Here is a 14,748-nt window from a genome sequence, read left to right as displayed (position 1 = left end):
CAAGTTAAAATATCTATTAAGGATTGTTAAAACAAAGGACTTAACATACTTTCATACTATGTTAGGTCCTTTGTTTATAACCGATTCGTAAAAACTAAATAATACTCATCTCCGGAATTTCTCCGTCGATAATTAAGTCGGCTTCAGTCGAAGCGATAATGTGCTCTACCGAAACGCCCGGTGCTCTTTCAATTAATTTAAATCCCTTGGGAGTAACTTCTAAAACAGCTAATTCTGTCACTACTTTTTTAACACAGCCAACTCCAGTTAACGGCAACGTACATTTTTTAAGAATTTTAGATTCACCCGCTTTATTTACGTGCATCATTGCTACGATAATGTTCTCTGCAGAAGCTACTAAATCCATGGCACCGCCCATTCCCTTAACCATTTTACCAGGAATTTTCCAATTGGCTATATCTCCGTTTTCGGCAACTTCCATTGCGCCCAGAATAGTTAAATCTACTTTTTGACTTCGAATCATTCCGAAACTGAAAGCAGAGTCAAAAAAACTTGCTCCAGGCATAGTAGTAATCGTTTGCTTTCCCGCATTAATAATGTCGGCATCTTCTTCACCTTCAAAAGGAAAAGGACCCATGCCTAAAACGCCATTTTCACTTTGAAATTCTACAGCAATTTCGTCGCTAACATAATTCGCGACTAACGTCGGAATTCCGATCCCTAAGTTTACAAAATAACCGTCTTTTACTTCTTTGGCAATTCGTTTTGCTATTCCTGTTTTGTCTAACATATCTTCTCGTTATATAAATTAGAAAATCTAATCATTGGATATAGTATCAAACTAAGTAATGAATAAATTGTCTGATTATCTCGTTTTTATTCTCTCTGACGAACGGTTCGTTGTTCAATTCGTTTTTCAAATTTTTCTCCTTGAAAAATGCGTTGCACCATGATACCTGGAATGTGAATTTGATTGGGATCTAGAGTTCCTGCAGGAACTAATTCTTCTACCTCCGCAACTGTTATTTTCGCAGCACCAGCCATACAAGCATTAAAATTTCGAGCTGTCCCTTTAAAAATTAAATTACCCGCTTCATCCCCTTTCCATGCTTTTACAATAGCAAAATCAGCTTTAAAAGCCTCTTCCATAATGTGCATTTTACCATTAAATTCCCGAACTTCTTTTCCTTCGGCCACTTCAGTTCCATAACCCGCAGGTGTAAAAAACGCAGGAATTCCAGCTTGTGCTGCGCGACATTTCTCGGCCAATGTTCCTTGTGGTGTCAATTCAACGTCTAGTTCTCCCGAAAGCATTTGTCGTTCAAATTCGGCATTTTCACCAACATAAGACGAGATCATCTTTTTGATCTGTTTTTTCTGCAATAACAATCCCAGACCAAAGTCATCCACTCCCGCATTATTTGAGATGCACGTTAGATTAGTGGTGTTTCTTGCAACTAATGCTGCAATGGTGTTTTCGGGAATGCCACAAAGACCAAAACCTCCAAACATTATCGTCATATTATCGGTAATACCTGCAATGGCGTCTTGAACAGAATCTACTTTTTTGTTAATCATAGTGAATTGATTTTTTCCTTTCTAAAATTACGTATTTATTTTGAAAGCAAAAATAAATTTCAGTATTCGTAATATAATAAGTTTGAATCAGAAGTTCTTTACGAAAATGATAATGTAAAATAATGCTGTGTTCGGTGTCAATGACTTCTAAAATAAAAGCCATAACCTCTAGATGGAAGTTATGGCCTTTATAAAAGTAAATTAATAATTAAATAAGAATTTTGAACTGCATTACAATTCGAATTCGTCTGTATTTTGTTCTGGATTAATAGAATCTTTTACTTTCTTCGGAACGTAACAGTCAACTTTTATCGAAAGATTTGCTGGCTTTTCGAACTCAGCTTTAGATATTTTTAAATCAGGATCGTTATAACATAGTTTCATAAAATAACCCCAAACAGGTAAGGCGGCTGTTGCTCCTTGTCCGTAGGTTATACTTTTAAAACGAGCCGAACGGTCTTCGCAACCTACCCAAACACCGGTTACTAAATTTGGAACCATTCCCATAAACCAACCATCAGACTGGTTTTGTGTGGTTCCTGTTTTACCAGCAATCGGATTGGTAAATGCGTACGGATATCCTGTTACACGATTGTACCCGTGTCCACCACCTGTGGTGCGCAAACGCGAACCAGATCCACCTTCGGTAACTCCTTCTAATAATTTAACTACTGCAAAAGCAATGTCTTTATTTAGTACATCATGTGATTCTGGAATTGGTTCGTAAATTATTTCACCACTTTTATTCTCGATTCGACTCAAAAATTGTGGTTTTACATAAACTCCTTGATTTGCAAAAGTACTATAAGCTGCAACCATTTCTTGAACCGTAATATCAACGGCTCCTAAAGCAATAGAAGGTTGATTCGGGATATGTGTTTTAATTCCTAATTTATGTGCCAAATCAACTACGGCTTCTGGACCAGTTCTGTCTATTAATTTCGCTGAAATCGTATTTATTGAACTTGCCAATGCTTTCTTTAAAGTAACCATACCAATGTAGCGGTTGTTGGAGTTTTTTGGAGTCCAGCTTGCCGTTACGTGGTGGCGCCCAACCGGAATAGTAAAGGGAGCATCAATGATAGAGTCGCAAGGAGACATATTAAGTTGTTCGATCGCGGTAGCATAAACAAACGGTTTAAAAGTAGAACCTACTTGTCTCGCTCCTTGACCCACGTGGTCGTATTGAAAATATTTATAATTAATACCACCAACCCAAGCCTTAATGCTTCCGGTTTGTGGTTCCATTGCCATTAATCCAGATTGCAAGAAGTGTTTGTAGTAGCGGATAGAATCAGTTGGCGTCATAATAGTATCACGCTCGCCTTTCCACGTAAAAATTTTCATTTTGGTTTTTACGTCAAACGATTTAATGATCTCGTCATCCGACTTTTCGGCACCTTTCATTACAAACCAACGATTGGATGCTTTCATCGCTTGCATCATAATACGATCGGTTTCTTTTTGAGAAATGTTTACAAAAGGTGCATTTTTATTCGTCTTAGACTGAATAAAAAATTCTTGTTGCAAGTTTGCCATGTGCGCAGATACTGCTTCCTCAGCATATTTCTGCATTCTAGAATCAATTGTTGTATATATTTTAAGGCCGTCTTTGTAGATGTTGTAGTCACTTCCGTCAGCTTTTTTATTCTCGGTCACCCATTTTTTCATGTAGTCACGTAAGTACTCTCGAAAATAAGTGGCAGAGCCTTCACGGTGGCTTTCTAATTTAAACTGCAAAGTAATTGGTAATTCTTGTAAACGGTCTTTCGTTTCCATAGAAATCATCTTTGCTTTTTCCATTTGTCTAAGTACCACATTACGACGGTTTTTTACACCAACTGGATTTCGAACTGGGTTATACAAACCTGAGTTTTTAAACATTCCAACTAATATCGCCGACTCGTCTACCGTTAAGTCTTTTGGTTCTTTCGAGAAATAAGTTTGTGCCGCAGAACTTACACCGACAGCGTAATTTCCGAAGTCGTATACGTTGCAATACATCGCCAAAATTTCATTTTTGGTATACTGTCTTTCTAATCGAGTAGCAATAATCCACTCTTTTATTTTCTGCACTATACGAAATGGTAAAAACTTAGACCCTTCTCCGTGAAACAGTTGTTTTGCTAATTGTTGGGTTAAAGTACTCGCTCCTCCATTAGTTCCTAGGGAAAACGCAGCACGTAAAGTTCCTCTCGCATCAATACCGGAGTGCTCATAGAAACGCTCGTCTTCGGTAGCAACTAAAGCATCAACAAGATTTTTAGGCAAGTCAGAATATTTTAACTGCGATCTATTGGTTTGGAAATATTTTCCAATAACAACGCCATCCGAAGAAATAATCTCAGTCGCTAAATTGGAATCTGGATTTTCAAGATCTTCAAAAGAAGGCATTGAACCAAAAATTCCCCAAGAAGCAAATAGGAAAAAAGTAATCGTTCCTAAAAGACCGTAAATATAAATTTTCCAAAAACGCTTAGTGTACGTTTTGAAGTCGGTATTATTTTTTGAAATATTGTTTTTTTTAGTAGCCATATATAACTATTCTATTCTTTTTTTTCTATTCTAAATCCAACGTCGGTAACACCTTCTAATTCTTGTACGCCCGGAACTTTGCCCGATTCGCGAACAGCTTGTTTGATATGCACTTTATAAGTGCCTTTAAATTTGACATTCTCTCGATACAAAAGTTTACTTTCTTTAATGTCAGAAAACCCATTGCCCAATAAACTTCCATCAGGGTTTGCCATTTGGTATTCTAAAGTGTCAATTTTGGTAAAGCCGTTTTGCTTCTCTGTTGAAACAATCAAAAATAAATTGTTGTACGCATAATTGTTGTTCGCTCTCAAACTTACAAATAAGTTGTAGGTCTTAGTCGAATCTAATTGAGGTAAGTCAAACGTGACAATACTGTCTTTGTGCCAAGCACTACCAACAGATTTGTACGTATCAAAAACCCTTTCTTTATCACATGAAAAAAGAACTACTGCCGTTAAAAATAAAATAGCGCTATTTTTTATTCTCATTCTTGGTAATAATTATTGGTTTTCTTGGCTCGGCAGTCGCAGAATCTTCGGCTGGCTTTGGCTTGTTAGCTTTCGGTGCTCGATTTTGATTCTTATTTGGCTTGCTAGGAGTATCGTTTAATTTTTCTTTCTCTTTTTCTTTTGGTTTTTGATTCGGATTTGCTTTTAGCTTTTGATTCGGATTGCTAACTTTAGCTTTGTTTTCTGGTTTAGCAGAATTTGCTACAATAACATTTTCGCCAGCTGGCTTTCTATTCTTGCTTGGTTTTTTCTTGCGTTTTGGTTGGTCAAAACGAGTCAAACTTTCTTGCCCCATCGCATTATTGAAATCTTTTTCAGGTTCTGCAGTTTCTTCAATTGCATAGTCTTCTAGAGACGAAACTTTATTTTTAAGTTTGTTTTCTGCTACTATTTCTTTGACTTGATCAATTTTTAAAACGTGCCAATTTGAGAAATTGTTGGTGTAAGCAAACCACATTAGCCCCTTAAAAATATCTTGCTTTTGGCAAATAGCATCTCCTTTTTCAGTAACTAATTTAGTGTCGTATTCTGGAAAATCTTTTAAAGCATCCATGTACGTGTCTAATTCATAGTTCAAACAACATTTTAGTTTACCACATTGTCCTGCTAATTTTTGCGGATTCAGTGACAACTGTTGGTAACGCGCTGCCGAGGTGTTCACACTTCTAAAATCGGTTAGCCAAGTAGAGCAACACAATTCTCGTCCGCAAGAACCAATTCCACCTAAACGAGCTGCTTCCTGACGGAAACCTACTTGTTTCATCTCAATTCTAGTGCTGAATTCTTTTGCAAAATCCTTAATTAAAACTCTAAAATCGACACGATCATTGGCTGTATAATAAAACGTTGCCTTTGATCCATCACCTTGGAACTCAATATCCGAAATTTTCATTTCTAGTTTTTGAGAAATAGCCAATTCTCGTGCACGAACTTTCATCGGTTCTTCGCGATCACGCGCTGCAGACCAAATGTCAATATCTTTTTGTGATGCTTTTCGGTAAATTTTAGCAACTTCACTACTTTCAGGATTCACTCCTTTTTTCTTCATTTGGATACGAACCAATTCTCCCGTAAGAGTCACAATACCAATATCATGTCCTGGAGAAGCTGCAGTTGCAACAATGTCTCCAATACTTAGGGTTAATTTCTCAGTATTTCTATAAAATTCTTTTCTGCCGTTTTTAAAACGTACTTCAACGCAATCAAAAGGAGCCTCGCCATTAGGCAAACTCATGTTCGAAAGCCAGTCAAATACAGTCAATTTATTGCAGCTATCGGTGCCGCAAGTCCCATTATTTTTACAACCCTTTGGTGCTCCACCATCAGAAGTTGAACAACTTGTACATGCCATAATTTTATATGTAGTGTTGCAATAAATGCAACTTAAGTTCTTAGAAAGATTTACGCGTAAAGATAGTATTTTTTAATTTTATGTTACAACGATTGGAATTATATGAAAATGATAAAATTTTTATTAAAAAGAAACCCATTGCGATTGCTATCGTAATGGGTTTTTTTACTGCATTTGCATTTATAAAAAGTCGTTTTTTTTATAAATCACTTCTAAATTTACATTCAGTAGCGTTAGAATTACTTTACTATTTATCCCACCAAACTGGCGTAATCATAGATTTAAAATTCGCACTGTAAACAGCTGAATTAGTGCTTTTTTCAGAATTCGGATATACAAATCTTCTGATCCATTCCCCACCATTGTTAGGATCTGTGTTTTTTGGTAATTTTAAACCAACAAACACATTAGGTGAGAAATTGTATCTGCGATAATCTGTGAAAGTTTCTGGATTTAGATAGAGAGCAATAAATTTCTGTCTCATGATGTCTTTTAACGCTAAAGTTGTTGTGCCTTTGGCGATTGAAGCGTCAGCAATGTAAGCTGTTTTTAGAGCAGGTGCAACTCCTAACTTATCCATGTTGGCATTAATTCCAGCAAGATAAGCAGTGTTTGCTGCTGCATTTGCACCAGCACTAGTAGCAGTTCCTCCTGCTAAAAGGAAATTCGCCTCTGCTTCAATAAACTTCGCTTCAGCAAATGACATAATTACTAATGGTGAATTCGCTTTTGAGTAAAAGAAATCAATTCCTATCTTAGCATTAGCGCCTGGTTGTCCAGGAACATTAGCGCCAGTTCCATTTTCAATTCCATTGTAATTAGTAACTACCATTGGATCTGGATTTGTAGTTTGTGAAGCTGGATTCGGATACTTTCTAATGTCAACAATTGCTAATAATCGTGGATCCATTGTTACTGTAGTAAATGGAAATGATTTTCCATTCATAGCATTTATCAATTGATTTGAGATTAAAAACGAAATGTTACCAGTGTTTAATCCTAACTGATTTGCGTACCAAGGATTTGTATTTACAGTATTGTAAACTAATTGAAAATCATCTGCATTAGAGGTAAACCCTTTGGATAAGCTTTCCAATGCTTTTGTAGCAGCTGTTCCAGCGTTTATTTTAGATAAGTGTAACTGATATCTCGCTTTAAAAGTATACGCAGCCTTAATCCATTTGTTAACATCTCCACCATAAATTAAATCCTCTTTACCCGGTTTGTTAACGATTGACGTGTTCGGATCTGATAATTTTGCGATTGCAGCTGTAAATAATTCGTCAATTGCAGCGTAAACAGATTCTTGAGAATCATATTTTGGATATGTAATTGTACCCCCTTGAGAAGCTTCAGTATAAGGAATATCTCCGTACAAATCAGTAGCTAAACCTATATTAATTGCTTTCAAAATTTGTGCAATTCCTAAGTAGTGTGAAGAATTTGTCGCGATTGCTTTGTCTTCTACCACTTTAATGTTAGATAAAGCTTTTACATAAGTGGTAAACCAATAGGAATCTAAACCACTGAAATAATGCTTGTCAATATCTTGGTTTGACAATGCTGATGAAATATGTTGACTCACCTGAGCAACACTTACTGAAGCAGAGTATTGAGCGTCAATGGTGTTTTGAATCGCAGGACTCAGTACATCTTTTAATGCTGTAGAATTAGTATCTATCGCATCGGGAGGTGTATTTACGTCAAAATAACTATCGCTGCAACTTGTCACCAAGCTGGTCGTAACAAAAAGTGCTACTACTATTAAAATATTTTTCATACTGTTATTTTTAATAAATTAAAATCCAAAATTAACACCAAAAGAGTACGATTGTGTTAATGGAACGTTTAAACCCGTGAATCCATATACGTTACTTCCTGAGCTAAATTGACTTCCTTCAGGATCAAAACCTCTAAACGGTGTCCAGAGCAAGAAGTTACTTCCGCTAACTGTAAACGAAGCAGTAGCTATATTTAATTTGCGGAGTAATTTTGAAGGTAAATTATACGATAAAGAGACATTTCGTAATTTCAACCAAGAAGCATCTTGTACTAAAATTTCAGAAGATCTGTTGTAATTTTCATTACGGTAATAACTGTTAGCATCTATTATAGCTGGAATGTCATTTTTGACGTAACCGCCAGAACCATCAGATTTTACACCGTCCAGCACTTTTTGTATGTTTCGCTCTTCAGTAATTTTTAAAACACCATTACGCAACCCGTTTCTTTGTCCAGAGTCAAAAGCGCTTCCACCTTCTTTATATTCGAACAAAAATGATAAATTAAAATTCTTGTAAGTAAAAGTATTGTTTAGTGTAGCAACCCAGTCTGGAAATGCATTAGCAACTTTAGAATATTCGAAATCACCTTTAGCCGTTTTCTTTAAAACTGGTAATCCATCAGCACCTATCACTCTTTGACCATCAATTTGCGTCCAAGTATATCCATATAAAGATCCGGCTGCATCACCTACTTTAACTTGAGAAATTACACCTTGAAAACTGTCCATAAAAACAACATTCTCAAATGGCAAAGAAGTTACTTCAGTGTAATAAGCAGTAAAGTTAGCAGTAGCAGTCCATTTTAAATTGCTAGTTTTCAATATGTCTCCTGCAAGTGTTAACTCATGACCTTTTGTTTTTAACGAACCTGCATTACTCCAAATACTTGTTAAGCCAGAAATTTGAGATACTGGAACTGCAATAATTTGGTCGTCACTTTTTCTATCAAAGTACGTGTACTCTAATCGTATGCGGTTATTGTAAAACTTTAAATCAGTACCTACTTCTAGAGTCGTAACGATTTCTGGTCTAATGTTAGGATCTGAAGCAATTGAACCAACAGAAATTCCACCAACACCATTGAAAGGAGTTTCTGGTCTACTGTATCTTCCAATTCCGTAAGGAGGAATTTTCCCAACTTGTGCCCATGAAGCTCTTATTTTTCCTAATGACAATACATTTCTATCTTTATCAATTAAGTCATTAAAAACAAAAGCAGCATTTGTAGAGTAATAATCAAAAGATCGATTTGCTTTAGGTAAAGTTGAAACTTCATCTCTTCTTGCAGTAGCTCCTAAATAAATAATTTCTTTGAAATCAGCTTTTGCTTCACCAAAGTATCCAATGTTTCTTTGAACTTGCTCTCCTGTATTGGTTACAAATTTGTTTGTAGTATTTGAAATGTTGTCGAATCCTGAGATTAACAAACCTTCACCTCTTTGATTGCCATACGTATTTCTAGTATCAGAAATTTGTTGTCCGATCAAAAGATTAGTGCTAATGTCACCAAATTTTTTAGTCGCAGTAAATACTAAGTTTGAGTTCAGACCTTTGAAATTAATAGTTTCATTTGTTACGAAACCTTTTACTCCAGTTCCAACATCTAAATCGTCTGGAACATATCTATTTCTCAATTCCGAATAATTATCGATACTTGCTCTATAAACAACATTAAACCAAGAATTCGCTTGCCAGTTTAAGTCGGCACTTGCAATCCAACGATCTACATTGTCATTTAAATTACTGATTTCAGCGAAATATCTTGGATTGTCGATAGTTCCTTTTGTCCAGTTTCTTTGTTTTCCATCAACAGTTAAATAGTTATTGATGTCAATAGATGGAGACCAGTATGCCATAGAACTCATGATCGATTTATCACCAGTATTGGCTCTAGTTCCACCAGAATTAGCATACGTTACAGAAGTTCCAATTTTTACATTTTCTAATAATTTATAGCCTCCATTAAACTTTAAAGTTTTTCTGTCGTAGCTTGTATTGGGAACTGTTCCCTCATCTTTACTTGTAGATGCAGAAAGGTAGTAATTGATTTTTTCGTTTCCACCACTTACACTTACGTTTAAAGTTTGATTGATCCCAGTTTTAAAAAAGTCTTTATAAAAATTTCTGTATCTAATGCTTGCATCATCAGCAGAGGAATATTTAGGTCCATTAGATTGAAACCCAGAAGTAAAACCAGGATAATACGAAACGCCACCAGGAACACTGTCGTCATTATTACTTAAAACTCTAGGAACTAAATTACGTGGAAAAGGAGAAGCTCCATTTCCCGCTGTTGTACCTTCTCTCCATGTAGATTGTAACTCAGGATATTTGTTTATTTCACTAAATGAAACGCTAGAGGAAACATTCACCTTCGTTTTTCCTTCTTTTCCTTTTTTAGTAGTGATGATAATTACACCATTACCGGCCAAAATTCCATAAAGTGCTGTAGCTCCTGCTCCTTTCAATATCGAATAAGACTCGATGTCATTTGGATTGATATCTACCGAACGGTTTGAAAAAGCAAATTGCTCGCTACTTCCGGCAGAATTAGAACCAATTGAAGGATTAATGTTTCCTGTAAAAGTCGAATTGTTCACTGGATTACCGTCAATAATTATTAAAGGCTGATTGTTACTTCCAGCACTTAGCGAGGAAACACCTCTAATTAATATATCAACTCCAGCACCAGCAGCGCCAGATGTTTTGTTTACCGTAAGTCCAGAAATGCTTCCTTGTAAGCTTTCCAGAGCATTTACCTGGCCTGGTCTTTCAATATCTACAGCTTTAACGGTTTGATTAGCAAAACCTAAAGACTTTGTTTTGCTTTGAACATTAAATGCAGTAACAACAACCTCGTCTAGTTTGTTTTCTGCACCTTCTTTAAGGCTAATAGTAACTGTAGTACCAGTAACGGTAACTTCTTGATTTGCGAAACCGATGTAAGAAACCACCAAAACGCTTCCTTTTGAAGCCTTAATTTGAAAGTTCCCGTCAAAATCTGTAGACACAGCAGATTTAGTTCCTTTAACAGCGACGTTTGCTCCGGGTAATCCAATACCAAGGTTGTCTGAAACTTTACCTTTAACAATACCTTCTTGGGCATACATCATAAAAAACCCAAAAAAGAATAGTAAAAGAATTAAACTCTTTTTTTTCATATCGTTAAATTTCTTATTTTAAGTAAATCTAACGTATTTTTTAACACAACTTTTGTATTTTCGGTTTAATTTTGGAAAAACATTAAGTTTCTTTTACTAAGATAATTTTTACAGGACAAGCTTTGGCAGATCGGTCACAGCTTTCAACAATCGTATGATCAGCTGACTTTAGCGTATAAAAACCTTTGGCATTTACCGAATGTATCAAAACCGATTTCCCATCTTTTTTAGACATTTGAAAATGGAGGGGATCCATTTCTACACAGTAATTACAACCAATGCATTTGTCTCTTTGTAATGTTATAATAACCATTAGGCCTCAACAATTTTATACAATTTATCAGACATTCTGATTCGGAAGGGCAATTTTAAAGTGCAGTCGTCTCCTTTTGTTGCTTTTTGTGCAACAGTGTCATTTACCTGCATTGCTTCAATTATCATTTCTTGGGCGCCTGTACTTGGACCAGTCACCAGAATTTTGTCGCCAACTTTTATGTCGTACGCTTCAATTTTAAATTGTCCCACTTCGGCTTTCGGGAAATAATGCGTTCCTTTTCCAACGTACACTTTTTTCTGAGTAGCCAACGATCCCGAAACATCACTCCATTCGCCCAATTCCTGTCCGAGGTAATATCCTGACCAAAACCCACGATTGTAAACGGTGTTCAAGGCTTCCATCCAAACTTCCACTTTTTCTTTAGAAAAAGTTCCTTCGTAATAGCTATCTATTGCTTCACGGTAGGTTTTTATTACAGTTGCCACATATTCTGGAGCACGACCTCGACCTTCAATTTTTAAAACCTGAATACCAGAATCGATTACTTGATCTAAAAAATCAATGGTACATAAATCTTTTGGAGACATCATGTATTCGTTGTCCAATTCGATTTCGAAGCCCGTTTCTTGATCGATAACTGTATATTTTTTGCGGCAATTTTGCTTGCAAGCACCACGATTTGCCGATGAATTATTGGAATGCAAACTCAAATAGCATTTTCCAGAAACAGCCATACACAAAGCGCCATGACCGAAAATTTCAATTTCAACCAATTTTCCGCTTGGTCCTTTAATTTCTTCTTTCTTAATTTGCTCGGTGATGCTTTTTACCTGACGCAAACTCAGTTCCCGACTTAAAACCATCGTATCTGCAAATAAGCTATAGAATTTTATGGTTTCAATATTTGTGACATTCAACTGCGTCGAAATGTGAACTTCCATTCCAATTCCTCTTGCCATCGCAATTACAGCTTGGTCTGAGGCGATTACGGCAGTGATACTGGCTGCTTTCGCTCTGTTCAATAAAGTCTTAACCACCGATAAATCGTGATCGTAGATTATGGTATTCAACGTCAAATAAGTTCTAATTTTTTTTGCTTCGCAACGACGGGAAATTTCTGCTAAATCATCCATGGTAAAATTAACCGTGGCACGAGCGCGCATGTTTAATTGTTCTACGCCAAAGTAAACGGAGTCTGCATTATTGTCTATTGCAGCTTGAAGTGACTCAAAGTTCCCAGCGGGAGCCATAAGTTCAATTTTATTATTTGTGGTCATTTTTGTATGAAGTGAACCTTTGCCAAGTTTTAAATTTTGACAAAGGTGATGAGTGAATTTGTTTGAAAAATTAGTCTAAAACTTTATATAATTTGTCAGACAAACGGATTCTAAAAGGTAATTTAAAAGTACAAGTGTCTCCCGAAGTAGCGATTGTAGCATCGATGTCGTTCACGAACATTTCGGCGATTATCATTTGCTGTTCTCCAGTTGTAGTTCCTTTAATTAAGATTTTATCACCAACTTTTATGTCCCCATCTTCAATTAAAAATTGAGCAACGCTTGGTTTTGGAAAAAAGTGAGTTCCTTTTCCTATGTATTGTTTTTTAATTTTTGTTTCTTTTTTCAAAACAGTAGCCACTCTGCGAGCTGTTTTTGTTTCGGCTAGATCACTAAGATTTGGAATCGCAGCTAATGGATCTTGATTGTTTTTAAATGTCAACACATCTGATTTTCCTTTTTTGAAAATCATATTGCCATTTTTAATTCCTCTTCGAACTGCTTTTTGTTCTTCTTCGGGTAAATGAATTACATCTACACATACTGACGAGCAACAGCCTTCCATAGCCGAAGCACATTCTTCGCATTGTATGAATAGTAAATGACAACCTTCATTTGCACAATTGGTGTGTACATCACAAGGTTTTCCACATTGATGACATTGCGAAACGATATCGTCTGTAATTCTTTCACCCAAGCGGTGATCGAATACAAAGTTTTTCCCTATAAATTTACTTTCTAAGCCTTGCTCTTTTACTTGACGTGTATATTCAATAATTCCACCTTCCAATTGGTACACATTTTCAAAACCTTTGTGTTTAAAGTAAGCACTTGCTTTCTCACAACGAATTCCTCCGGTGCAATACATCAACAGCTTTTTGTCTTGTTTGTGCTCCGCCAATTGTTCTTCGATGATAGGCAAACTTTCGCGAAAAGTATCCACATCGGGTTTTATGGCTTTTGTAAAATGACCAATTTCGCTCTCGTAATGATTGCGCATATCGACTACAATCGTATTTGGGTCTTCTAATAAATCATTAAATTCCTTCGCTTTTAGGTGTATTCCAATATTGGTTACATCAAAAGTTTCATCGACTAAACCATCGGCAACAATTTTGTCACGGACTTTTACAGTTAGTTTCAAAAAGGAGTGATCGTCCTGTTCTACAGCAATATTCAAACGAATTCCTTTCATAAATTCGTACGCTTCTATGGTATCCTTAAAATCATAAAAATGATCGGCAGGAAGCGAAAGTTGTGCATTTATCCCTTCTTGGGCGACATAAATCCTGCCCAGAACGCCTAATGGATTCCACGCCAGAAATAAATCATTACGAAATTGTGTTGGATTTTGAATTTGCGCATAAGCATAGAAAGACAACGTAAGGCGTTGCTTCCCGGCATCATCGATCATGATGGCTCTTTCTTCTGCGCTTAAAGTGTTGTACAGTTGCATGCTATAAACTATTTTAAGTTGAGAACTATTTTTGAGCGGCAAAGGTAGCAAAAGGATATGGAGTGGCAAAGTTAGCAAGTCCTAAGTTTTAGTGAAAGACTGCCACTTTTACGTACTGTATTTTTAAGCGTACTAAAAATAGAGTAGGTAAGTGGACTACCATAAATATAAAAGGACCGTCTAAATTAGACAGTCCTTTTATAAAATTTTGAATCTTACTTCGTGAGCAATTCAATACTATTTAATTAACAAAACTCTTTAAAAGCGTCTTGTAAATTTTCAGCAATCATTTCCGCTGGACGACCTTCAATGTGATGACGCTCTAGCATGTGCACCAATTCGCCATTTTTGAATAAAGCCATACTTGGTGATGATGGAGGAAAAGGAAACATATGTTCTCTTACAGCATCAACAGCTTCTTTGTCAACTCCTGCAAAAACAGTGATCAAATTATCTGGTTTTTTAGCACCATCCAAACTCATCTTTGCTCCCGGACGTGCATTTCTAGCAGCACAACCACACACAGAGTTTACTACTACTAGAGTTGTTCCTTCTGCTTTTATTGCGTTATTTACTTCTTCAGCACTATGTAAATCTTTAAAACCTGCAGTTGTAAGTTCCGCTTGCATTGGTTTTACCATTTCTTCTGGATACATATTTATATTTTTAGGTTTAACTTTATTGAACTGCAAAGTTACAAAGATTAATTTCAACTAGTTGGTTGATACGATAAACTTTTGTTATAGTTTAATTGCTAATTGGTAAACTTTATTTGATACACATAAGTCTCGCAGAAGGTATTGTCTTCATTAATTGAAAATCCTGTGGATGCATCTTCGCCTGCGATTCAAAGTAA

The 14,748-nt window shown here is 36.1% G+C and carries 11 protein-coding genes; all 11 read right to left on the bottom strand.

Translation table 11 applies throughout. The features are described from left to right. Positions 1-94 precede the first annotated feature (94 nt). The 11 genes from ACRASX_RS04480 to ACRASX_RS04430 all read right to left on the bottom strand — a co-directional run bounded on the left by ACRASX_RS04480 (position 95) and on the right by ACRASX_RS04430 (position 14,548). A complete protein-coding gene (locus ACRASX_RS04480) occupies positions 95-751 on the bottom strand; it encodes a 3-oxoacid CoA-transferase subunit B (RefSeq protein WP_432222561.1) in 657 nt (218 codons plus the stop codon). Between the two features lie 86 nt (positions 752-837). Continuing rightward, positions 838-1,539: a CoA transferase subunit A gene (locus ACRASX_RS04475; protein WP_432222560.1), complete on the bottom strand. Its 702-nt coding sequence runs from the start codon at positions 1,537-1,539 to the stop codon at positions 838-840. A gap of 231 nt (positions 1,540-1,770) precedes the next feature. Beyond that, positions 1,771-4,074, bottom strand: coding sequence for a penicillin-binding protein 1A (locus ACRASX_RS04470; RefSeq protein ID WP_432222559.1), 2,304 nt, complete (start codon positions 4,072-4,074; stop codon positions 1,771-1,773). Positions 4,075-4,085: 11 nt separating this feature from the next. Next, positions 4,086-4,565: a gliding motility lipoprotein GldH gene (locus tag ACRASX_RS04465; RefSeq protein WP_432222558.1), complete on the bottom strand. Its 480-nt coding sequence runs from the start codon at positions 4,563-4,565 to the stop codon at positions 4,086-4,088. After that, positions 4,549-5,937 carry a PSP1 domain-containing protein gene (locus ACRASX_RS04460; RefSeq protein ID WP_432222557.1) on the bottom strand — a complete coding sequence of 463 codons (1,389 nt, stop codon included), beginning with the start codon at positions 5,935-5,937 and terminating at the stop codon, positions 4,549-4,551. The genes ACRASX_RS04465 and ACRASX_RS04460 overlap by 17 nt, the downstream gene beginning before the upstream one ends. 247 nt (positions 5,938-6,184) lie before the next feature. Further along, complete coding sequence (locus tag ACRASX_RS04455; RefSeq protein ID WP_432222556.1) at positions 6,185-7,717, bottom strand: SusD/RagB family nutrient-binding outer membrane lipoprotein; 1,533 nt, start codon at positions 7,715-7,717, stop codon at positions 6,185-6,187. An 18-nt stretch (positions 7,718-7,735) separates the two neighbouring features. After that, positions 7,736-10,882 (bottom strand): SusC/RagA family TonB-linked outer membrane protein, encoded by a 3,147-nt coding sequence (locus tag ACRASX_RS04450; protein ID WP_432222555.1) that lies wholly within the window; start codon positions 10,880-10,882, stop codon positions 7,736-7,738. A gap of 82 nt (positions 10,883-10,964) precedes the next feature. After that, a complete protein-coding gene (locus tag ACRASX_RS04445; RefSeq protein ID WP_432222554.1) occupies positions 10,965-11,195 on the bottom strand; it encodes a ferredoxin in 231 nt (76 codons plus the stop codon). Continuing rightward, positions 11,195-12,436: a peptidase U32 family protein gene (locus ACRASX_RS04440; protein WP_066311813.1), complete on the bottom strand. Its 1,242-nt coding sequence runs from the start codon at positions 12,434-12,436 to the stop codon at positions 11,195-11,197. The genes ACRASX_RS04445 and ACRASX_RS04440 overlap by 1 nt, the downstream gene beginning before the upstream one ends. 70 nt (positions 12,437-12,506) lie before the next feature. After that, positions 12,507-13,892: a rhodanese-related sulfurtransferase gene (locus ACRASX_RS04435; protein ID WP_432222553.1), complete on the bottom strand. Its 1,386-nt coding sequence runs from the start codon at positions 13,890-13,892 to the stop codon at positions 12,507-12,509. 245 nt (positions 13,893-14,137) lie between these two features. Then, entirely contained in the window at positions 14,138-14,548 is a 411-nt protein-coding gene (locus ACRASX_RS04430; RefSeq protein ID WP_066311807.1) for a BrxA/BrxB family bacilliredoxin, read from the bottom strand. Positions 14,549-14,748: the final 200 nt, after the last annotated feature.

Source organism: Flavobacterium sp. TMP13 (genome assembly GCF_050847115.1).
Lineage (GTDB): Bacteria > Bacteroidota > Bacteroidia > Flavobacteriales > Flavobacteriaceae > Flavobacterium.
The sequence above is the reverse complement of the archived record's forward strand: the minus strand, read 5'-3'. Positions and strand labels throughout refer to the sequence as shown.